Here is a 20,239-nt window from a genome sequence, read left to right as displayed (position 1 = left end):
CTCAGTGGGCCGGCCGGGGCTCCCGCAGCGCGCCCAGCACAGCGGTGCTGAGGTTCTCGAGGTAGTCGTCGTCGATCGGGGTGCGCGAGACCGCCAGCCGCCAGTACAGCGGGCCGAGCATCAGGTCGACGGCGAGATCGGCGTTCGTGCCGGCCGGCAGCTCGCCGCGCTCGACGGCCTGGCCCACGATCTTCTCCCCGACGGCCTGCTGGTGGGTGCGCAGCGCCCGTTGCAGGGTCTCGGCGATCTTCGGGTTCCGGGCCGCCTCGGCCATCAGGTCGGGGATGATCTGCGACGCGATCTGGTGCTGCAGGGCCTTGCTGACGATGAACATGAGCAGTTGCAGATCGCCGGCGAAGCTTCCGGTGTCGGGCATCGGCACGCTACGCTCCGCCACAGCGGAGACGATCTCCAGGACCATCTCCAGTTTGTTGCTCCACCGGCGATAGATGGCGGTCTTCCCGACGCCGGCCCGGCGCGCCACCGCCTCGATGGACAGGCGTCCGTAGCCGACCTCGGCCAGCTCGTTCATGACCGCGTTGCGGATGGCCGCGGTGATGTCCCCGCGGAGCACCGCCGCTCCGGCGGGTGCACGTTTCGCTGTAACCACGGGTGCACTATATACGCCAGGACGCAACGGTTGCGTTCCGGCGCTCATTCGGCTACTTTCGGGCCTAACGTCGATACGACGCCGTACCATCGCGGCACACTGTTTAGTGTGTTCCCGCGCAAGTCATCCAGGTCCCCCGACCCCAGCGGACCGACCAGATCGGAGCGCCACCCCATGCCCCAGACGGCGGTCATCGATTCGGAGACCGGCCTGACGCTCAAGGAGCTGGCCCGCAGGCACGGTCTCAGTGCAGCCGGCAAATTGCCCAGCCTGCGGGACTACACCCGCCAGCTGTGGAGCTACCGGCACTTCATCTCGTCGTACGCCAACGCCAAGGTCACGTCGTCGCTCGGCCGGACCCGGCTCGGCGTCTTCTGGCAGGTGCTGACGCCGCTGATCAACGCGGCTGTGTACTACGTGATCTTCGGTGTCGTGCTGAAGCAGAAGAGCGGCGTCGAGAACTTCGTCGCGTACCTGTGCACCGGTGTCTTCATCTTCGGCTTCACCCAGTCCGTGGTGCAGGCCGGCATCCAGGCCGTGAGCGGCAACCTGGGCCTGATCCGGGCGCTGCACTTCCCCCGGGCCAGCCTGCCGCTCGCCATCACCATGGTCGAGATCCGCAACATGATCGCCTCGATGGCCGTGCTGATCGTCATCGTGCTGGCCTTCGGAGAGCCGATCACCCTCGAGTGGCTGCTGATCGTGCCGATCTTCCTGATGCAGTGCGTCTTCAACGCCGGCCTGGCGCTGGCCGCGGCCCGGCTGGGCAGCAAGGTCGCCGACGTCAAGCAACTGGTCCCGTTCGCCATGCGGATCTGGCTCTACGGCTCCGCGGTGCTCTACCCGGTGACCCGGTTCACCGACCACCTCAGCGGCTGGAAGCTGTACCTGGTCGAGGCCAACCCATTGCTCGTCTTCATCGACCTGATGCGGCACGCACTGATGGAGGACGTGCCGCTCGCGGCCTCGCCCGTGGTGCTCTGGCTCGAGGCGATCGCCTGGACCCTGCTGGTCGGCATCGGTGGTTATGTCTACTTCTGGCGCGGAGAGAAGGGGTACGGCCGTGGCTGACACCATGACCGGCAGCGACCGGCGCGAGCCGACGGTCATCGTCGACGACGCCCACGTCGTCTACCGGGTGCAGCAGTCCGCCACCCCCGGCACGGGCAGCCCGCTGGCGAGCTTCAAGCGGATCATCACCGGCACCAAGCCGGCCACCCTGCGCGAGGTGCACGCCATCAAGGGAGTGAGCTTCGTCGCACACAAGGGCGAGGCGATCGGCCTGATCGGCACCAACGGCTCGGGCAAGTCCACCCTGCTGCGGGCCATCGCCGGGCTGCTGCCGACGGACAAGGGGGCGATCTACGCCGCCGGCCAGCCCTCGCTGCTCGGCGTCAACGCGGCACTGATGAGCGACCTGCCCGGCGAGCGCAACGTGGTGCTCGGCTGCCTGGCCATGGGCATGTCCCCGGCCGAGGTGAAGTCCCAGGTGAAGGACATCATCGAGTTCTCCGGGATCAACGAGCGCGGCGACTTCAGCTCGCTGCCGATGCGCACGTACTCCTCGGGCATGGGGGCGCGGCTGCGCTTCGCCATCGCCGCGGCGAAGAAGCACGACGTGCTGCTGATCGACGAGGCGCTGGCCACCGGTGACGCGAAGTTCCGCCGCCGCAGCGAACAGCGGGTCCGCGACCTGCGCAAGGACGCCGGCACGGTGTTCCTGGTGAGCCACAGCGAGCAGTCGATCCGGGACACGTGCGAGCGGGCGATCTGGCTCGAGTCCGGCCTGATCCGCGCCGACGGTCCCACCGCTGATGTGCTGAAGGAGTACGAGGCCTACGTCAAGCGGTAGGCCCCGCACTCCCCCGGTCAGCGCATCGACAGGTGCACGTGGTTGGTGTGGTCGCTGGACGGGTCCCCGCCGGCGCCGGAGTACGACTTCCAGCCACTGCTGGGCAGCCAGATCCGCCGGAACCAGATGACGTAGAGCACACCCAGCCGGCTGGCGTTCTTGATGAAGTAGTTCGCCAGCCGGTTGCCGTAGTCCCGGCTGGCTCCGGTGGCATCGCCGCCGAAGCCGCCCTTGTCGGCGGCGAAGTCGCAGGCCCGGCCCTTCGGGTGCTCACCGCTGTTCTGCTGGCGGAAGCAGGCGACGAAGCGGGTGAAACCGTCCTTCTTCGCCTCCTGCATCGCGTGCAGGGTGCGCGGGGTGAGGCAGCCCGAGGTGGTCGGGTCATTGGCGCTGCAGGACTCGTTCGGCAGCGAGCCGTCCGAGGTCCGGGGCGCGGCTGCGGCCAGGGCGCTGCTGCCACCGTCGCCGGAGGAACCACCGCCGGATGACGAACCGGTGGAACCACCGCTGGCCGCACTGGCGGCGTTGGCCACCTTGAGGGCGCTCTCGGCCTGGTTCTTACGCTTGGCCATGACGGTGAGCTGTCGCTGCTGCTCGCGGACGGCGGCGTCGATCGCCACCTTCGCCTGCGCCTGCTGAGCCCGGCTGTCCTTCAGGTCGCGCACCGCACGGTCCTGCTTGACGGCGATGGTCTCCAGGGTCTGCGCCCGGTCCAGCATGCTGCCGGTGGAGTCGGCGGTGATCATGGCCGTCATCGGCCCGAGCCGCCCGGTGCGGTACGCCCGCTGGACGATCTCGTCCAGGGCCGCCTGCTTGGGGCCGAGCTGGGCGTCGAGCTCCTTGACCTTGGCGGTGAGCTGCTGCTGGCGCTTCTTGGAGCGGTCCAGCGCCTCCTTGGCCTCGACGAAGCCCTTGGACGCCGCCTCGAGCTGCTTGATGAGGGACTTCGAACCGCCCTCACCGTCGTCGCCCGAGTCGCCCGGCGCGGCGAACGGGCGGGGTGCGGCGGAGGCGGAGGTCGGGGCGGCGAGCGCCAGCCCCGAGGTGGCGACCAGGACCGCGAGCACGGTCGCTAATCGCCGGCGGACAGGGTTGAGCCTCACGAACATTCCTTCCGTCGGCCGCCGACCGAGTTAGCTGACGGGTTCGGGACGGAAGCGATCCCTACCGATCGCGCGGGGGTGCGCGGATCGGATTCACCCCATTACTCGAGTGGTTCCTCGGCTCGCCCTGCGGCGATTAGGCGGCGGTCTGCGCTGAGACCGTGACGAACACTACCCATCAATGCTAGGAATCGACAGTCGTCGCACCCTGAGCAATCGATCGTGCACTGAAGGTGAGCAACTACGGAAAGAATGCAACGACTCACATTAATGCGTCGTTACGGGCTATGACCTGCGTCATTCCATCGAGCGGTGACGGAAAGTCGTTGCCCGGTAACCGTTTTGCCGTTCCGGGCGGCACTGTCACTTCGGCCGTTGTCAGGTAAGCTGACCGCCGGTCACTGCCAGAAGGTGCTGCCCCCAAGGCACCGGCAGCCCACCATCTAATCGTCGCAAGATGAGCCGGGGAACCACAGAAGTACCGGGGTGAATCCACGAGTCAGTGGTAGGGATCGCTTCCGTCCCGAACCCGTCAGCTAACCCGGCCGGTGGTCACGCGGAAGGATTCTGAATGACGGCAAGACCCCGCCGGTGGCTGATCCTCGCCCTGGCACCGCTCGCCGCGGTCACGATGATGCTCGCGCCCGCATCCCCGGCGAACGCCGCACCGGACGGCTCCAGCGCCACCGCCGACGACGGCGACGACAACCCGCTGCTGAACGATGTGCTCGACTCCACCGGCCGGCGCTATCTGACGGCGAAGGCGGCAGTTGCCAAGTCGACCAAGACCCAGCTCGGTCTCGCGCTGAAGGTCAAGAACGCCGAGGCGAAGCGCGACCTGCTGCTGCCCGAGGTGGGCGCGGTCGCCGCTCAGCAGTACCGCACCGGCGGCATCTCGACCATGGGCTTCCTGCTCAACACCTCCAGCCCGGACGGCTTCCTCAAGAAGGCGGTCTCCCTGGAGGAGATCAACGCCCTCAACGACGGCAAGCTCCGCGAGCTGGACCAGGCCATCGACGAGGTCACCGCGAACAAGACGCGCCTCGACCAGGAGGTCAAGGCGCAGAAGCAGAACCTCGCGCTGATGGAGAAGCAGAAGGAGTCGGCGGAGAAGGCGCTGGCCCAGGTCGGCGGCAAGTCGGTGACGGGCGGCTTCGTGGTCGCCAAGTCCCGGGTCGCCGCGCCCGCCCCCCGCAACTCCGACGGCGAGTTCGGCCCGGAGTCCTGCAACGTCGACGACCCGACGACGGGCGGCTGCATCACCGCGCGGACCCACCACATGTACAAGGAGACGCGGAAGGCCGGCTTCAAGCGCTTCGTCGGCTGTCACCGCAACGGCGGACCGTTCGAGCATCCCAAGGGCCGGGCCTGCGACTGGTCCCTGCAGAACAGCGGCTTCGCCCCCTGGCACAACCAGGACACCCGCAAGTACGGCAACAACCTGATGGCCTTCCTGGTGCGTAACGCCGACCGGCTCGGCATCCTCTACGTCATCTGGAACAGACAGATCTGGTTCCCGGCCACCGGCTGGAAGTCGTACAGCGGTCCCAGTGCACATACGGACCACGTACACGTCTCGATGCTTTAGCGCGGCAAGCGCACAGAAGCCCCCGTCCTCCTCGCGGAGGACGGGGGCTTCTTCGTGGCTGGATCAGCCGCCGGTGGCCCGGCGCACCGGGGCGCGACCGGCCGGCTGGCTGGGCGCGGGACCCGTCGGCGGGGCCGGCGGGATCGGCAGCACGACCGGCTTCACCTGGGTGATGGTGACCTCCTTGCCGTGGTGCAGCAGGTCCAGGCGGGCCGAACCGCCGCCGTTGCGCAGCGAGTAGGTCACCTCGTCCGCCGTCACCTCCACCCGCAGCCGCAGGCCGCGCCAGAGCAGCGAGAACTCCAGCGCGTTGATCCGGCTCGGCAGCCGGGGCGCGAAGGAGAGCTGCCCGTTGAAGTCGCGCATGCCGCCCAGGCCCGCCACCAGGGCGATCCAGGAACCGGCCAGCGACGCCACGTGCACGCCGTCACGCGCGTTCTGGTGCAGGTCGTGCAGGTCCATCAGGGCGGCCTCGCCCAGGTAGTCGTGGGCCAGCTCCAGGAAGCCCACCTCGGCGGCCATGACGGCCTGGATGCAGGCCGACAGCGACGAGTCCCGCACGGTACGGGCGTCGTAGTACGCGAAGTTGCGGGCCTTCTCCTCGGGGGTGAAGGCGTCACCCCGCAGGTACATGGCCATGACCAGGTCGGCCTGCTTCACCACCTGCTTACGGTACAGGTCGAAGTACGGGTAGTTCAGCAGCAACGGGTACGCCTCCGGCGGGGTGTTCTCGAAGTCCCACTCGGCCAGCCGGGTGAAGCCCTCCGACTGCTGGTGCACGCCCAGCTCCCGGTCGTAAGGGATGTGCACCGACGCCGCCGCGTCCCGCCACGACGCCGACTCCTCGTCGTCCACGCCCAGCTTGCGGGCGAGCTCCGGGTGCCGCTTGGCCGCGTCCGCCGCGGCGAACATGTTCTGCTGCGCCATCAGATTGGTGTAGACGTTGTCGTCCACCACGGCCGTGTACTCGTCCGGGCCGGTGACGCCGTCGATGTGGAAGCGCCCGTGCCGGTCGTGGTGGCCCAGCGAGCGCCACAGCCGGGCCGTCTCCACGAGGAGCTCGAGGCCGTAGTCGCGCTCGAAATCGAAGTCACCGGTCGCCGAGACGTAGCGCCGCACGGCATCGGCGATGTCGGCTCCGATGTGGAACCCGGCGGTGCCGGCCGGCCAGTACGCCGAGCACTCCTGCCCGCGGATGGTGCGCCACGGGAAGGCCGCGCCCTGCAGGCCGAGGGTCTGCGCGCGCTCCCGGGCAAGATCCAGAGTGGAGTGCCGCCAGCGCAGCACGTCCGCCGCCGCGGCCGGCTGCGTGTACGTCAGGGCGGGCAGCACGAAGGTCTCGGCGTCCCAGAACGTGTGACCGTCGTATCCGGGGCCGCTGAGGCCCTTGGAGCCGATCGGCCGCTGCTCGGCCCGGGCGCCGGCCTGCAGCGTGTGGAACAGGCCGAAGCGGACGGCCTGCTGCACCTCCGGGTCGCCCTCGACCTTGACGTCGGAGTGGTCCCAGAACGCGTCCAGGTACTCCCGCTGCGCCTCGACCAGGCCCTCCCAGCCGTCCAGCCGGGCGCTGGCCAGGGCCGCGCCGACCTGGTCACGCACCGCGGGCAGCGAGCGGTTGCTCGACCAGCCGTACGCGGCGATCTTGACGACCCGCAGCTTCTGGCCCGGCTCCAGCTTGCAGGCCACCGTGGTGCGCAGCCAGTCCGGGTGGCCCTCGGTGGTCACCGCGTGCTTGCCCGGCGTCTCCACCACGTGCTCCATCGCCGCGGCCATCCGCAGGTCACTGGCCTTGGTGCGGTGCACCAGCAGGCCGCCGGTGCGCTGCTCCAGCATCTCCTCGGCCTGCAGCGGGTGGTCCAGCACCGCCGCCACCCGGGGGTCCTTGCTGGTCGCCGGGAGCTGCTCGTTGGCCACCAGCTCCGACTGCAGGATCAGCCGGGCCGAGGCGTCGAGCGGCTCGACCTCGTACAGGAAGGCGACGATGGCCCGGTGGGTGAAGGACACCATCCGCACGGTGCGCACGCGGATCGCCTGGCCGGACGGGGAGACCCACTCCACGATCCGCTCGAGCGTGCCCGCGCGCAGGTCCAGCGTGCGCTCGTGGGAGCGCAGCTCGCCGTAGCGCACGTCGAACGGCTCGTCGTCGACGAGCAGGCGCATGAGTTTGGCGTTGGTGACGTTGACCATCGTCTGGCCCGACTCGGGGAACCCGTAGCCCGCCTCGGCGTACGGCAGCGGCCGCAGCTCGTAGAACGAGTTGAGGTAGGTGCCGGGCAGGCCGTGCGGCTCGCCCTCGTCCAGGTTTCCCCGGAGGCCGATGTGGCCGTTGGCCAGGGCGAAGACCGACTCGGACTGAGCCAGCACATCCAGGTCCAGCCGGGTCTCCCTGATGTGCCAGGGATCGACGGGGTAGGCCCGTTCACGGATCACGGTGGTGCCTCTCGCAACTGAGAAAGGAGAAAGTCTGTAAGGGGAATTACTTGAGGAGCTCGGCGAGATCCTGCACGACGATGTCGGCGCCGTGCTCGCGCAGCGCGTCGGCCTGACCGACCCGGTCCACGCCGATCACGATGCCGAAACCGCCGGCCTTGCCGGCGGCCACGCCGGCCAGAGCGTCCTCGAACACCGCACACTGCTCCGGGGCCACCCCGAGCAGTTTCGCGCCGACCAGGAACGTGTCCGGGGCCGGCTTGCCCGGCAAGTGTTGCTCGCGGGCGGTGACGCCGTCCACGCGCACCTCGAGCAGCTCCGTGATGCCGGCCGCCCGCAGGACGTCGGCGCAGTTGGCACTGGCCGACACGACGGCGCGGCGCAGCCCGGCGGCCACGGCCGCGTGCAGGTAGTCGACCGAGCCGGGGTAGACCTGTACCGCGCCTTCCTGGATCTTCTGCAGGACCAGGATGTTCTTGCGGTTGCCGATGCCGTTGACGGTCTCCGCGTCGGGACCGTCGCCGGGCGTGCCTTCGGGCAGGGTGATGCCCCGCGAGGCGAGGAACGTGCGAACCCCGTCCGCCCGCTGCCGGCCGTCGACGTACTGGTGGTAGTCGGCGCCCGTGTCGAACGGTACGAACGGTTGTCCATGGTGCCGGGACCAGGTCAGGAGAAACGCGTCGAAGGTCTGTTTCCACGCCGCGTTATGCACCAGGGCGGTCTGCGTGAGCACGCCGTCGAGGTCGAAGAGGCACGCCGTCACATGAGGAGGTAGTCCGAGCACTGGCCCAATGTAGTCGCCTCGGATGGCCGACACGCCTCAATGCCCTCGATCACATTTCCACGGCGTTTCATTCTTCGTTCAGCCGGCGGCCGCACTCTCGTTGACCAGGCCAGACAGGGTATTGCGGCCGGGCAGGTTCATGCACAGTTCGATAGTTGTCCCGATCGGGCCGGTCGCCATCGTCACGTCGTCGCACAGTTGGTGCGCCAGCCAGATGCCCCGGCCGCCCACCTCGAACGCCTCCGGCACGTTCGGCGGCCGGCGGAACTGCTCCGGAATGCCCGGCCCCGAGTCGGTCACCGTGCAGCACACGGTCGTCCCCGTGAGCGACAGCACGATGCGACCCTGGCCACCGGCGTGCAGCACGGCGTTGGTGATCACTTCGTTGATCGCGAGCACGAAGCCGTGCAGGCGGTCGGCGAGCAGGCCGACGTCCAGCCGCGCCGTGATCTCGTGGCGGACCACGGTGATCTCGTCGCGGCCGAACCGGCGATCGAGAAGGGTCGACCTACCGGCCGGAGAGTGCACGGGGGTGGCGTCCGGCGACTCCTTGCCCGGAGCCGGACGCAGCATGTGCTGGTCGACAGTCTCTTCCACCGCCGCTCAGCCTACGCTGCGTACCGCCTCCGTGGCAGTCATGGAACCGGTAACAGATCAGAACAGATCCGCCAACGTCCGGAGGATCTCGGCGTAGAAGTTGCCGTCGATGTCCCGGTACAGGCTGAACTTCATCCCCGGGCTGCCGAAGAACGGCCGCAGGGTCCACGCCAGCTGGGTGCCGACGAAGCCGAAGAGCAGGATCCAGACGTACAGCAGGGTCATGCTCGGCGGCGTCGGCTGGCTCTCCTTCGGCGGCCGGACCGGGCGCGGGTGGTGCCCGATCGGCGTCAGCATGTAGCCCGGCGGCACCACCGGAGCCGCCTGCACGGGCGCCGGCGCCGGCGCGGGGGCGGGCGCGGTAAGGGTAGTGGTCCCACCGCTGCCGTTGGCCGGCGTGGCGGCCGGGGTGAGCGCGGGGGTGGCCGGTGCCTCGGCCGGGGTCGCCGGCGCCACGGCGGGCTTCTCCGGGGCCAGCAGGCCGTTCTCGTTGAGCACCCGCATGCCTCCGGTGAGGAAGCGCAGGCCGACCAGCGCCGACAGCGCCAGGATGGCCACGTTGAGCAGCTTGAAGAATCCGTAGTCGGGCGCGGTGATCAGGAAGAACAGCGCGATCGGGGCGAACGCCACGGCCAGCATCGCGGTGACCGTCAGCGCCACCATGACCAGCGCCAGCGACTGCCGCACCGACAGCCGGGCCCCGAAGACCAGGTTGAACAGGTACAGGGTGGGCAGGCAGATGGCCAGGGTGACCAGGAAGAGCAACGGCAGCTTCACTGCCGAGGTCAGCGCCATCAGCACGCTGTGGAAAGAGCCGAGAACCGCGCCGTAACAGGCCAGCGCCACCACCGAGCTGACCAGCATCTGACCGGTCAGGCGGTTGAGGGCTCGGTCCTCCACCACCTGCTGCCAGATGCCCTGTCTGTCCCGCAGGATGCGCTCGATCACCAGAAGCCCGGATGCGTTGGCCACGTCCGTCCCCTCCTCACCTCAACGACGTCGATACGCCATCGCACCGACGTAGGCGGGACGATAGGCCATACCGTCAAGAGAAGCGAGAGGTGATTTTCAACGCCATCCGACGTCGATACGGTCGCCGCGCTCGTCGAAGAAGTGCAGGGCGTCCATCCGTACGTTGATGGCCAGCGGATGCCCCGGCGAGACCGCCGGGTACGGCGCCAGCCGCACAGCCAGCTCGGCGGGCCGCCGGTGGTGCCGGCCCGGGTCGCTGAGCACCGACGCCTTCTCGGCCTCCTCGCGCTCCAGCACGGTTTTGTCCGTACGCCCGGTGAGCCGCTGCAGCGCTCCCCCGATCCGCCGCACCACGCCGGTCTCGGCGTCGGTCTCGGTGACCGCCTTGCCCAGCTCGTCGACGACGACCGCGGTCGCCCCGATGTCCAGGAAGGCCAGCGACTCGTGACCGTGGTGCTCGAGGTAGCGGATGCGGCCCTGCAGCACGTCGCCCGGGGTGTCCGGGGCGACCGGGGTCAGCGCCTCGGCCCGCATGCCGACGACGATCCGCTCACCGTGGTAGTGCGAGATCGCCCGGGCCCGGATGTCGTTCCACGGCAGGTAGAGGGCCTGCTCACCGAGGTTCAGGGCGATGTAGCGGTCCAGGTGCACGTAGACCGAGGCCTCGAGCAGGTTCATCCGCGGCGCGCCCAGGAAGGCCGCGACGTAGAGGGTGGCCGGGCGGCCGTACACCTCGGTCGGGGTGCCCAGGTCCTGCAGCACACCCTTGCGCATGATCGCGACCCGGTCGGCCATGGTCAGCGCCTCGGCCTGGTCGTGGGTGACGTACATGGTGGTGACGCCGAGCTCTCGGGTGAGCCCGGTGATCTCGGCGCGCAGCTCCGCGCGCAGGCCGCTGTCGAGGTTGGACAGGGGCTCGTCCATCAGGAACAGCCCGGGGCGGCGCACGATGGCCCGGCCCATCGCGACCCGCTGGCGCTGGCCGCCGGAGAGTTGGCCGGGCTTGCGGGCAAGCACGTCGCCGATGCCCAGCGCGCTGGCCACGTCGCCGATCCGCTCGCCGCGCGGCCCGGGCTCGATGCCGGAGAGCTTGAGCGGGAACCCGATGTTGTCCCCGACGGTCATGTGCGGATAGAGCGCGAAGTCCTGGAAGACCATGGCGATCCGCCGGTCGCGCGGGGCCAGGTCCATGACCGGTTCGCCGTTGAGCAGGATGGCGCCGGCGGAGGGATCCTCCAGGCCGGCGATCATGCGCAGGACCGTCGACTTACCGCACCCGGACGGCCCCAGCAGGACCATGAACTCACCGTCCTCGACGTCGAGGCTGACGCGGTCGACCGCGACCGTACCGTCCGGCCAGACCTTGGTGACGTCCTTGAGCGCGACGGTGGACACCGTCAACCTCCTGCGTTTGAGCTGCGACGATGGCTTAGCGTGACTACACCCATCAATGCCTGCCATCGGGTGAACGTGCCATTTGCCGACAGTCACCACATCGTCACCCATTCGGGGACTTGGCAAGGCTCCGCCGATGACCTCGTCTGTGCAGGTCGCAGCGTTCAGGAGGCCGTCGCGGCCGGAGATCCGGGCCGTACCGGACCGGAAGATTTACTTTCCGGTACCGGCCAGTAACACCCGGCGCACGACCCGTTCGGCCGCTCCGCCGTCGTCGAGCGAGCAGAACCGCTCCCGGAAACGGGCCCGCTGCCCGGCCGCCGCGGCGTCCGCGTAGGTGCCGCTGCGGAAGATGTCGACCAGTTCCGCGAAGGTGGTCGCGACCGCACCCGGCGGCAGCTCCATCAGGTCGAAATAGGTCCCGCGCAACTCGCGGTAGGCCGGCCAGTCGGGCGCGAAGATCACCAGCGGCCGGTCCAGCACGGCGAAGTCGAACATCGCCGACGAGTAGTCGGTGATCATCACGTCGGCGGCCAGATAGAGATCCTCGACCACCGGGTACGCGGACACGTCGAGGATCCGCCCCCGGCGCGCCCCGGTCCGCTGAGCCGCGGTCACGTGGAAGTAGTGGGCGCGCACGAGCAGGACGGTGTCCGGCCCCAGCCGGTCGGCGAACGCGTCGATGTCGAGCACCTGCTGACCGGGTGGCAACCACTCGCGGTGCGTCGGCGTGTAGAGCACGACCCGCTCGCCGGGGGCGATGCCGAGCTGCTCGCGCACCGCGGCCGAGTCCGCCGGCGTCGCCACCGCCAGCCGGTCGTTGCGCGGGTAGCCGACCTCGAGCGTCTCGTACCGGCAGGGGTACGCCCGCTCCCAGGCGACCGTGGTGTGCGCGTTCGCCGTGATGCTGAAGTCCCAGCGGTCCGCCCGGCGCATCTGGGCCCGGAAGTCCTGGTCCTTGGCGGCGGCCGGATGGTCGGCCTGGTCCATGCCCATCATCTTCAGCGGGGTGCCGTGATGGGTCATCACGTGGGTGGTGCCCGCTCGCTTGACCACCCAGTTCGGCCAGTTGACGTTGTTGACCAGCCAGCGGGCCCGGGCCAGCAGGCGGTAGTACTCCCGGGAGCCGGCGACCACGTAGTCGGTGCCCGGCGGCACGGACCCGGCCCGGGACGCGCCGACCACCCAGACGTTGCGCACGTCCGGGACCAGTTCGGCGGACTTGGCCGCGATCGCCGCGGGGTTGCAGCTCACGCCGCGATACCAGTACGCCGCGTACAGCGCGAGCTTGTCGTCCACCGGCCGCCGCAGCTGCAGCTGGTAGTAGCCGCGGTATACGCCCTCCCGGGCCTTGCGGACGAGCTTGCGGGCCCGGCGGGTCCAGACCCGCTTGGACCGCTTCGCCTTCTTGAGCTTGCGGGCGGCGGCCTCCGCGGCCCGGAACGGCAGGAAGGCGTCCTTCTCCACGAACCGGTACGGCAGTCCCTCCAGGCCGTCCGGCGCTTCGTAACCCGCGGCGGGCCGGTACCGGCGGGCGTGCTCGACGATCCGCTCGAAGAAGCGCCGGCGGGAGCCCCGCGGCACCCGCTCGGCGTTGCGCAGCACGCTCAGGTAGTGCCAGAGCATCCGCTTGTAGAGCGCCGGCCGCAGCACCTCGGCGTGCTTCGCGCCGGTGTCCACCAGAGCGAACGCGTGCTCCCAGTGGTCGAAGATCTCGAAGTGCCGGTCGTCCAGGGTCCGGGTGATCGCTCCGGTCCGCCGCTGCCGGTAGTGCACGCAGGTGCGGGGCAGACCGCTGATCCGCTCGGCCGCGGCCAGCACCGGGTACGTGAACGAGACGTCCTCGTACCAGCCCTGCTCGAAACGGAAGTCGAGCTTGACCAGCAGGTCCCGGCGGACGACCTTGTTCCACGCGACGTGCAGCACGTTGACGATCCGTGGCCACTGCGCCACGGTGAAGGTGTCCGGCGCGTCGGCCAGCACCTTCGCGGCGCCGGCGACCACCACTCGGCCGTCCCAGTGCACCCGGTCGAAACCGAAGATCAGCACGTCGGGATCGGTGTCGGCGAGCCGGTCGGCGATCGCGGTGAGCGCGCCCTGGGCCAGCCAGTCGTCGCTGTCGACGAACCAGACGTACTCGCCGGTCGCATGATCGAGGCCGAGGTTGCGGGCCCGGCCCAGGCCGAGGTTCTCCGGCGCGGTGACGACCTTGACCCGGGCGTCACGAGCGGCGTACTCGGCCAGGATCTCGCCGCTGTAGTCCGGCGAGCAGTCGTCGACGGCCACGATCTCGAAATCGGTGAACGGCTGCTCGAGCAGGGAGTCCAGGCACTGGCGCAGATAACCCTGCACCTTGTACACGGGCAGGACCACGCTGAGCAGGGTCATCGCTTACCTCCGGAGCGCCAGTCACGAACCGCGCCGGCGAGGAACGAGCCGCCCACGACGACGGCGAGCAGCAGCTCCGCGACCGTGGCGACCCCGCCCAGTGCACTCAGCACCAGCACCACGACCCGGCCGTCCCAGCCGAGCCGCGCCCTCGCCGCGGCAGCGTCGGGCGCACCCTTCTCCATCCGGGCGGTCAGGTCGTAGTGATCCAGTGCCACCACGAACAACAGCAGGTAAACAACGGGTGGTGGGACGGCACAGGTCAGCGCGACCGCGACGATCATGAGGTACTCGGCGGCGCGCAGCCCCGCCGGGACCAGCCAGTCCAGCGGGCCGCCGTGCCGGGCGCGGGCCGCCAGCCCGGCGCCGAGCACCAGCAGGGCGGCCACGATCAGCCAGATCGAGGCGTCTCCCGCCCGGATCTGCTGCACCCGGAGGTCACCGGAGACCCACATGCCAACGTCGCTGCCGTCCGGCACCGCGCCGGTCAGCGACCCGATCACCAGACCCAGCGCGGCCAGCGCCGCGATCACGGCGGTGATCAGCGGGGCGCCGGCCTTCACCGCGCTCAGGACCGTACGGACGAGCAGGCCGTCGTCGCGGTGCCGCGAGGTGTCGACCGTGTCCAGCACACCGACGCGCATCGAGAGCGAACGCAACGATCGCAGACCCAAGGTGTACGCCGCGGCGAGCAGTCCCCAGCCCACCACGGCGGCCAGCGCCACCCGCCCGTTGCTCACAGCGGCCAGCACAGCGATCAGTGCCCAGCGTTCCCCGATCGGGAAGACCACGATCCGCTTCAGCCAGTACGCCGCCGACCCGGTGTCCGCCTGGACCCGGTTCGAGGCCCGGCTCAGCCGCGCTCCCACCCCACCGCCGGCGTCACTGTTGCCCGCGGTGCCGACGGACTGCCGGGCGGCGGCCTCGTCGTGCAGGGCGCCGTACCAGGTGTCGGTCATGTGGCGGACCGTCTGCAGCACGATGGCGGTGATCGCGAGCGGCCACGCGTACGGCAGGCCGGCCCGCTCCGCACCGGCGGCGAGACCGGCGTAGACCGCATACTCCTTCGCCCGGTCGGCCATCGTGTCGAGCCAGCCGCCGAACGCGCCGAACGTGCGGGTGTAGCGGGCCAGCTGGCCGTCCACACAGTCCAGCACGAAGCCGAGGTAGAGCAGGACGGCCCCGGCGATCAGCGCGGGCCGCGAGCCCTCCCAGAAGGCGAGGGCGGCGGCCACGGCGAAGGCGACGGACACCGCGGTGACGCCGCTGGGGTTCAGGCCGAGCCGGGCGCACAGCTTGGTGACGATCGGGGACCAGGTGCTCACCGCGTACGTGGTGAAGAAGTCGTCCTTCTCCTTGACGGCCAGCCGCAGCAACGCGGAGTCCTCGTCCACGGCGGCGACGGCGGCCCGGGCGGTGACGAGCTCAGCCTCGGTGTGCACCCGTTCGGCGTGCAGCAGCCGTACCCGGGTGGCGATGGGCACCAGCCCGGCCTCCAGCAGCGCGCGCAGCAACACGTCGATGGCGTCGCGCTGCGCGGTCGCGGTGGCCGGGCCCTCGGCCGAGGTGGCGGTGGGCGACGAATGAACCGCCTGGTCGGCCGCCTGCGCGGCCGCTGCCGCGAGGGTGGGCAGGTCGGCGGCGGCGATGCTGATCGCGCCCAGGAAGCGGGTCGTCCCGTCGGCGGCGAAAACCAGGCGACCGCGTTCCTCGCGCAGGTCGCCGCCGTCCTCAGCGACCACCAGCGCGGTACTGCGGCCGGCCGGTTCGGTCGCCAGGGTGCGCAGCAGGCTCGGATGCGCGACCAGGTTGTCGGCGCAGAGCAGCAGCGGCTCGTCGGCCCCGGCGGCGACCCGGGCGATCTCCCGCAGCTGGCCCGCGACGTCGAGACCGTCGACCGGGACAACCGTGGTGGACCCGGCCGCGGCCAGCGCCGCGGTCAGCTCGTCGGCGAGCCGGCGGGCCGCGCCCGGGCCGAGGTCGTTGCCGGTGCTCCCGCACAGCACGGCGAGCGTCACCGAGACATCCCTCCCACCATCGGACGCCCGTGCACGAGTGTGTGTGGGGGCGAGATTGCCCAGATGTTAACAGCGGCTCCGCACTGGGTACGGGTAGCCCTTACGGGAATGTGAGCGCCCTTCTCCACCTCGGGACCGAGGGCGGAGGGGCGGCTGGTCCATACCGTTGAACGTGGTTGCGGCGCCCGGCCGCGACCAGCACCGATGAGGAGTGAGTGACGTGACCCGCCGACTTGCCCGGCCCCGCGACGACCGAAGGATCGCCGGCGTGTGTTCCGCGCTGGCCCGTCGGTTCGGCATCTCCTCTTCAGTGATGCGGCTGATCTTCGTCGTGTCCTGCCTGCTACCCGGCCCGCAGTTCCTGATCTATCTGATCCTCTGGGTTCTGCTGCCGAACGAGTGACCCCGGACGAAACGCGGCGCCCCTCCCTCAGCCGGGAAGGGGCGCCGCCTCTTTGGGTCAGGGAGCCGCGAAGGTGACGGTCACCGTGGTGTAGCCCAGGCTGGTGAGCAGACCGGAGAGCATCTTCTCGGTGTTGTCCCGGGCCCGCTGATCCAGCCCGCTGCTCCGGGCCGCCTCGGTGATCCGCTGCTGGGCGAGCTGATAGACGCGCTGCTGCTGATTGGGGTCGTTGCTGAACGCGCCGCCGATGCGGTTGAGCAGCCCGCGCTCCTCCGCGACGACGTAACTGCGCTCCATGTCGAGGGCGGCCTGACCCTGCTGCGGGGCGGGCAGCTCGATCTGGACCGACTTGTCGGCGTTGTTGACCTTCAACGCGCCCTCGGAGAGCGTGCTGAAGTCGACGTACTCCTCGACCGTGCCCGAGCCCACGAAGAGCGTGCGCTTGTTGAGCAGGAACTCGGGGATGTTCTCCTTGTTCTCCTGCAGGTCGACGATGACCTGGAAGGTGCCGTCGGCCGCGACGTAGCGGCTCAGGTCACGCATCGACTGCAGCAGCACCGGCTGGCTGCGGTCGGTGGTCTTGTCGGAGAACGGGTTGTCGAAGCTGGGCAGGACGTTGATCGCGCGCAGGCCGAGGCACATGGCCACGATCAGCGCGAAGACCACGCCGGTGAAGATGACGACGCGGGCGAACCCGCCGAGACCCGGCCGGGCATCCCCGGCCGGAGCCGCCACCGGGTCCTGCGGCTCGGATGGTGCGGGGCGGGTCGCTACCTGGTCGTCGACCTCGGGATACTCCCGGGTCGGATCGTCGACGTCACGCGAACTGGCCATCGGTGCTCACCCCCTCCTTCTGCCACCCACGGTACGGACCGGGTACGACACTCGCACCCGGTCAGCCGCCGAACGCGCTCAGCCCCGTCAATTTCTGCCCGATGACCAGCTGGTGGATCTCCGAGGTTCCCTCGTACGTGAGCACACTCTCGAGGTTGTTGGCGTGCCGGAGCACCGGATACTCGCCGCTGATGCCGTTGGCGCCGAGGATCGTGCGGCACTGCCGGGCGATCTTGATGGCTTCCCGGACGTTGTTCAGCTTGCCCACGCTGACCTGCTCCGGACGCAGCCCGACCGTGTCGTGCCGGCGGCCCAGGTGCAGCGCCAGCAGATAGCCCTTCTGCAGCTCGAGGGTCATGTCGGCCAGCTTCGCCTGGGTGAGCTGGAAACCCGCGATCGGGCGGCCGAACTGCTCGCGGCTGCCGGCGTACGCGATGGCGGTCTCCAGGCAGTCGCGGGCCGCACCCAGCGCGCCCCAGACGATGCCGAACCGGGCCTCGGTGAGGCAGGACAGCGGGGCTTTGAGGCCACGCGCGGTGGGCAGCCGGGCCGACTCGGGCACCCGCACGTCGTCGAGGGTGATCTCGCCGGTGGCCGAGGCGCGCAGCGACAGCTTGAGCTTGACCTCGCGGGCCGTGAAGCCGGCGGTCGAGGTGGGCACGGCGAACCCGGCCACTCCCTCGTCGGTGCGGGCCCAGATCACGGCCACGTCGGCGACCGGGGCGTTCGTGATCCACATCTTGCCGCCGGTCAGCACCCAGTCGTCGCCGTCGCGCCGGGCCCGGGTCGCCATGTTCGCCGGGTCGGAGCCGTGGTCCGGCTCGGTGAGCCCGAAGCAGCCGATCAGCTCACCCGCGGCCATGCCCGGCAGCCAGCGCTGTTTCTGCTCCTCGCTGCCGTACTTCCAGATGGCGTACATCGCCAGCGAGCCCTGCACGGAGACGAGCGAGCGCACGCCCGAGTCGGCGGCCTCCAGCTCCATGCAGGCCAGCCCGTACGCCACGGCGGACGCGCCGGCGCAGCCGTAGCCGGTCAGGTGCATGCCGAGCAGGCCCAGCTTGCCGAATTCGAGGGACAGATCGCGGACGGGGACCTCGCCGCGCTCGTACCAGTCGGCGACGTAGGGACGGACCCGGTCGTCGACGACCCGGCGGGCGAGCGCGCGGACGTCGCGCTCCTCGTCGGTCAGCAGAGCGTCCAGGTCGAGCAGATCGAGCGGGGAGACGACGGCCATACCCCATAAACTAGCGGTGTTAGTTGTCGATGACGAGCACTCTCGCGTGGATCTGGTTGCGCTGCTGCAGCGCCGCTCGCAGCGCGCGGTGCAGGCCGTCCTCCAGATAGAGGCCGCCGTGCCACTCGACCACGTGCGGGAACAGGTCGCCGTAGAACGTCGAGTCCTCGGCGAGCAGCTTGTCCAGGGCCAGCTCACGCTTGGTGGTGATGAGATCGGCCAGCCTGATCGGGCGGGGCGGGATCTCGGCCCATCTCTTGAGTGTCGTGTGATGGTCGGGGTACGGCGCTCCGTCCCGTACCGCTTTGAAGATCACGACGGCACGCTCCCCTCCGGTCCCTCGCGCACGTCCGGCCCGCCCCGGTGGGCAGCTTCGCCTGCCAGCCTAGCGAGCCGCCAGCCTAGCGGCCGGTCCGCGTCCCGGCGTCGTCACCGGTTGTCAGGTTCCGCTCGCGGACGGCCCACCGATCGCGGTCCATCGGCCATGATGCACCACCTCGTCCACCGGGCGGTGCCCGCGGCGTAGTGACGGTGACCTCTTGTCGGGTGCCGGATAGCCGATCGTCAGCGCACCCACCGGCACGAACTCGTCCGGAACGCCGAATGCGTCCCGGAATGCCCCGACCCGGTCGGCCGGTACCCCGAAGAACAGCGAGCCCAGCTCCTCGTTCACCGCGGTCAGGTGGATGAGCAGGGCGGCGAAGCCGGTGTCGATGTCCCAGTACGGCACCGGCCAGCGGTTCTCGTCCCGATCGGTCCAGCCCTTGTCGGGCTGCGCGTAACGCTCCAGGTAGACCGACTTGTTGGAGAGCGCCACAATGATCAGCGGCGCCGAGCGCATCCGGTCGAGCCAGGAGCCGGCCGCGGCCTGCTCCGCCGGGGTGTCGCCGCGCGGCGCGGTCACCGACCAGTAGAGCTCACGGTCCGCCGGCTCGCTCAGCACCAGGAAGCCCCAGCCCTGGGAGAAACCGGCCGACGGCGCCCGCAGCGCGTGCCGGATCAGCTTGTCGACGATCTCCGGCGGCACCGGGCGGTCCTTGTCGTACGTGCGGACCATCCGGCGCCGGCGCAGGACCTCGTCGAACTCCATGCTCAGGCCGCCGAGGGCCGCACACCCCAGCTGGCCCGCCAGGTCTGCTCCGGGGCCAGCACGATCAGGTCGCGGCCGGAGCGGAACGCGTCCGGCGGGCAGGTCATCGGCTCGATCGCCAGCGACCGGCGGAACCGCTCACCGGTCAGCGTGTCCCCGGTGAAGACCTGCCACCAGTGGAAGTTCTCGTCGCCCCAGACCGTGACGGACTGCGAGCCGTCGGGCGCGGCGATGGTCACCGCGGAACCACCGTCCGGCCGCCGGTCCAGATCGCCCCAGGTGGTGTCCAGCACGGCCGCCCCCACCCGGCGGGGCTCGGTGTAGTCGTACTCGGTGCCGGCCACCTTGACCGCGCCGATCGGCAGCAGCCGGGCGTCGGCCAGGACCCGGCTGCGGCCGGGCACGTGCAGCAGGATGTCGTCGACCGCGACGCCGGGCAGCTGCAGGTACGGGTGCACGGAGAAGCCCCAGGGCGCGTTCTGGTCGCTGGTGTTGACGACCTCCTGCTCCGAGCGCAGCCCGTCGGCCGAGACGCTCCACCGGGTACGCAGGGTCAGCGCCCACGGGTAGCCGATCTGCGGCGGCAGGTCGAACTCCACCGTCACCGAGTCACCCGTCTGATCGGCGAGCTTCCACCGGGACCAGTTGGTCAGCCCGTGGATGGCGTTGTGCCGATCCGGCTCGGTCAGCGACAGCTGGTAGGCGGTGTCCTCGAAGGTGTAGTGCCCGTCGCGGATCCGGTTGGGCCAGGGGGCCAGGATCTGCCCGGCCGATGCCGGTGAGATCTCGTCCGGGCCGAAGCCGTCCAGGACCTCCCGCCCGCCCGCGGAGTAATGGCGCAGCACGCCACCGACCTCCACGATCACGGCTCGGTGGCCATCGGCCTCGATGGCCCACTGCAATCCAGATTTCGCCGCCACGACGTCAGTCATGCCGCTGAC

General features: G+C 70.0%; 18 protein-coding genes and 2 riboswitches. Of the genes, 4 read left to right on the top strand and 14 right to left on the bottom strand.

What is annotated here, in order from left to right:
- Nucleotide 1 precedes the first annotated feature (1 nt).
- Complete coding sequence (locus Aau02nite_RS26835; protein ID WP_246595455.1) at nucleotides 2–610, bottom strand: TetR/AcrR family transcriptional regulator; 609 nt, start codon at nucleotides 608–610, stop codon at nucleotides 2–4.
- A 174-nt stretch (nucleotides 611–784) separates the two neighbouring features.
- Here Aau02nite_RS26835 and Aau02nite_RS26830 point away from each other — a divergent pair, with 174 nt between their 5' ends.
- A complete protein-coding gene (locus Aau02nite_RS26830; RefSeq protein ID WP_212991349.1) occupies nucleotides 785–1,681 on the top strand; it encodes an ABC transporter permease in 897 nt (298 codons plus the stop codon).
- Between the two features lie 4 nt (nucleotides 1,682–1,685).
- Nucleotides 1,686–2,462, top strand: a complete 777-nt coding sequence (locus Aau02nite_RS26825; RefSeq protein WP_246595473.1) for an ABC transporter ATP-binding protein — start codon at nucleotides 1,686–1,688, stop codon at nucleotides 2,460–2,462.
- A gap of 17 nt (nucleotides 2,463–2,479) precedes the next feature.
- Here the strand turns inward: Aau02nite_RS26825 and Aau02nite_RS26820 are convergent, their stop codons facing one another.
- Entirely contained in the window at nucleotides 2,480–3,571 is a 1,092-nt protein-coding gene (locus Aau02nite_RS26820; RefSeq protein WP_212991347.1) for a coiled-coil domain-containing protein, read from the bottom strand.
- Nucleotides 3,569–3,718: riboswitch (cyclic di-AMP (ydaO/yuaA leader) on the bottom strand. (Overlaps the previous gene by 3 nt.)
- A gap of 277 nt (nucleotides 3,719–3,995) precedes the next feature.
- Nucleotides 3,996–4,131, top strand: a riboswitch (cyclic di-AMP (ydaO/yuaA leader).
- 5 nt (nucleotides 4,132–4,136) lie between these two features.
- On the opposite strand from Aau02nite_RS26820, the gene Aau02nite_RS26815 reads away from it, so the two are divergent.
- Nucleotides 4,137–5,153, top strand: coding sequence for a coiled-coil domain-containing protein (locus tag Aau02nite_RS26815; RefSeq protein ID WP_212991346.1), 1,017 nt, complete (start codon nucleotides 4,137–4,139; stop codon nucleotides 5,151–5,153).
- A 63-nt stretch (nucleotides 5,154–5,216) separates the two neighbouring features.
- Here Aau02nite_RS26815 and Aau02nite_RS26810 read toward each other — a convergent pair whose 3' ends face one another.
- The 7 genes from Aau02nite_RS26810 to Aau02nite_RS26780 all read right to left on the bottom strand — a co-directional run bounded on the left by Aau02nite_RS26810 (nucleotide 5,217) and on the right by Aau02nite_RS26780 (nucleotide 15,737).
- On the bottom strand, nucleotides 5,217–7,583 hold the full coding sequence (locus tag Aau02nite_RS26810; RefSeq protein WP_212991345.1) for a glycoside hydrolase family 65 protein: 2,367 nt from the start codon (nucleotides 7,581–7,583) through the stop codon (nucleotides 5,217–5,219).
- Between the two features lie 46 nt (nucleotides 7,584–7,629).
- Nucleotides 7,630–8,367 carry a beta-phosphoglucomutase family hydrolase gene (locus Aau02nite_RS26805; RefSeq protein WP_212991344.1) on the bottom strand — a complete coding sequence of 246 codons (738 nt, stop codon included), beginning with the start codon at nucleotides 8,365–8,367 and terminating at the stop codon, nucleotides 7,630–7,632.
- Between the two features lie 78 nt (nucleotides 8,368–8,445).
- Nucleotides 8,446–8,964 carry an ATP-binding protein gene (locus Aau02nite_RS26800; protein WP_212991343.1) on the bottom strand — a complete coding sequence of 173 codons (519 nt, stop codon included), beginning with the start codon at nucleotides 8,962–8,964 and terminating at the stop codon, nucleotides 8,446–8,448.
- A 57-nt stretch (nucleotides 8,965–9,021) separates the two neighbouring features.
- The gene (locus tag Aau02nite_RS26795; protein ID WP_212991342.1) at nucleotides 9,022–9,936 is read right to left on the bottom strand and encodes a hypothetical protein; all 915 of its coding nucleotides are present in this window, start codon (nucleotides 9,934–9,936) and stop codon (nucleotides 9,022–9,024) included.
- 96 nt (nucleotides 9,937–10,032) lie between these two features.
- Nucleotides 10,033–11,331 (bottom strand): ABC transporter ATP-binding protein, encoded by a 1,299-nt coding sequence (locus Aau02nite_RS26790; protein WP_212991341.1) that lies wholly within the window; start codon nucleotides 11,329–11,331, stop codon nucleotides 10,033–10,035.
- 213 nt (nucleotides 11,332–11,544) lie between these two features.
- On the bottom strand, nucleotides 11,545–13,719 hold the full coding sequence (locus Aau02nite_RS26785; protein WP_212991340.1) for a bifunctional glycosyltransferase/CDP-glycerol:glycerophosphate glycerophosphotransferase: 2,175 nt from the start codon (nucleotides 13,717–13,719) through the stop codon (nucleotides 11,545–11,547).
- Complete coding sequence (locus Aau02nite_RS26780) at nucleotides 13,716–15,737, bottom strand: DUF5941 domain-containing protein (RefSeq protein WP_212991339.1); 2,022 nt, start codon at nucleotides 15,735–15,737, stop codon at nucleotides 13,716–13,718. Before Aau02nite_RS26780 ends, Aau02nite_RS26785 begins: the two co-directional genes overlap by 4 nt.
- Nucleotides 15,738–15,957: 220 nt before the next feature.
- On the opposite strand from Aau02nite_RS26780, the gene Aau02nite_RS26775 reads away from it, so the two are divergent.
- Nucleotides 15,958–16,140: a PspC domain-containing protein gene (locus Aau02nite_RS26775; protein WP_212991338.1), complete on the top strand. Its 183-nt coding sequence runs from the start codon at nucleotides 15,958–15,960 to the stop codon at nucleotides 16,138–16,140.
- Nucleotides 16,141–16,197: 57 nt separating this feature from the next.
- Here Aau02nite_RS26775 and Aau02nite_RS26770 read toward each other — a convergent pair whose 3' ends face one another.
- The 5 genes from Aau02nite_RS26770 to Aau02nite_RS26750 form a co-directional block, all read right to left on the bottom strand.
- Entirely contained in the window at nucleotides 16,198–16,974 is a 777-nt protein-coding gene (locus tag Aau02nite_RS26770) for a DUF4230 domain-containing protein (protein ID WP_212991337.1), read from the bottom strand.
- 61 nt (nucleotides 16,975–17,035) lie between these two features.
- Nucleotides 17,036–18,208 (bottom strand): acyl-CoA dehydrogenase family protein, encoded by a 1,173-nt coding sequence (locus tag Aau02nite_RS26765; RefSeq protein ID WP_212991336.1) that lies wholly within the window; start codon nucleotides 18,206–18,208, stop codon nucleotides 17,036–17,038.
- A gap of 19 nt (nucleotides 18,209–18,227) precedes the next feature.
- Entirely contained in the window at nucleotides 18,228–18,524 is a 297-nt protein-coding gene (locus Aau02nite_RS26760; protein ID WP_125807223.1) for a type II toxin-antitoxin system VapB family antitoxin, read from the bottom strand.
- 123 nt (nucleotides 18,525–18,647) lie between these two features.
- Nucleotides 18,648–19,298 (bottom strand): nitroreductase family protein, encoded by a 651-nt coding sequence (locus tag Aau02nite_RS26755; protein ID WP_212991335.1) that lies wholly within the window; start codon nucleotides 19,296–19,298, stop codon nucleotides 18,648–18,650.
- A 2-nt stretch (nucleotides 19,299–19,300) separates the two neighbouring features.
- Nucleotides 19,301–20,230 (bottom strand): aldose 1-epimerase family protein, encoded by a 930-nt coding sequence (locus Aau02nite_RS26750; protein WP_212991334.1) that lies wholly within the window; start codon nucleotides 20,228–20,230, stop codon nucleotides 19,301–19,303.
- Nucleotides 20,231–20,239: the final 9 nt, after the last annotated feature.

Origin of the sequence: Actinoplanes auranticolor (assembly GCF_018332655.1) — a bacterium.
In the GTDB taxonomy this organism is placed as follows: Bacteria; Actinomycetota; Actinomycetes; order Mycobacteriales; family Micromonosporaceae; genus Actinoplanes; species Actinoplanes auranticolor.
This window is presented reverse-complemented; position numbering and strand designations above follow the sequence as displayed.

Coding starts and splice junctions, on each gene's coding strand:
- Aau02nite_RS26750 (WP_212991334.1), bottom strand. CDS start 20,230: ATGACTGACGTCGTGGCGGCGAAATCTGGATTGCAGTGGGCCATCGAG.
- Aau02nite_RS26830 (WP_212991349.1), top strand. CDS start 785: ATGCCCCAGACGGCGGTCATCGATTCGGAGACCGGCCTGACGCTCAAG.
- Aau02nite_RS26825 (WP_246595473.1), top strand. CDS start 1,686: ATGACCGGCAGCGACCGGCGCGAGCCGACGGTCATCGTCGACGACGCC.
- Aau02nite_RS26770 (WP_212991337.1), bottom strand. CDS start 16,974: ATGGCCAGTTCGCGTGACGTCGACGATCCGACCCGGGAGTATCCCGAG.
- Aau02nite_RS26765 (WP_212991336.1), bottom strand. CDS start 18,208: ATGGCCGTCGTCTCCCCGCTCGATCTGCTCGACCTGGACGCTCTGCTG.
- Aau02nite_RS26815 (WP_212991346.1), top strand. CDS start 4,137: ATGACGGCAAGACCCCGCCGGTGGCTGATCCTCGCCCTGGCACCGCTC.
- Aau02nite_RS26755 (WP_212991335.1), bottom strand. CDS start 19,298: ATGGAGTTCGACGAGGTCCTGCGCCGGCGCCGGATGGTCCGCACGTAC.
- Aau02nite_RS26820 (WP_212991347.1), bottom strand. CDS start 3,571: ATGTTCGTGAGGCTCAACCCTGTCCGCCGGCGATTAGCGACCGTGCTC.
- Aau02nite_RS26785 (WP_212991340.1), bottom strand. CDS start 13,719: ATGACCCTGCTCAGCGTGGTCCTGCCCGTGTACAAGGTGCAGGGTTAT.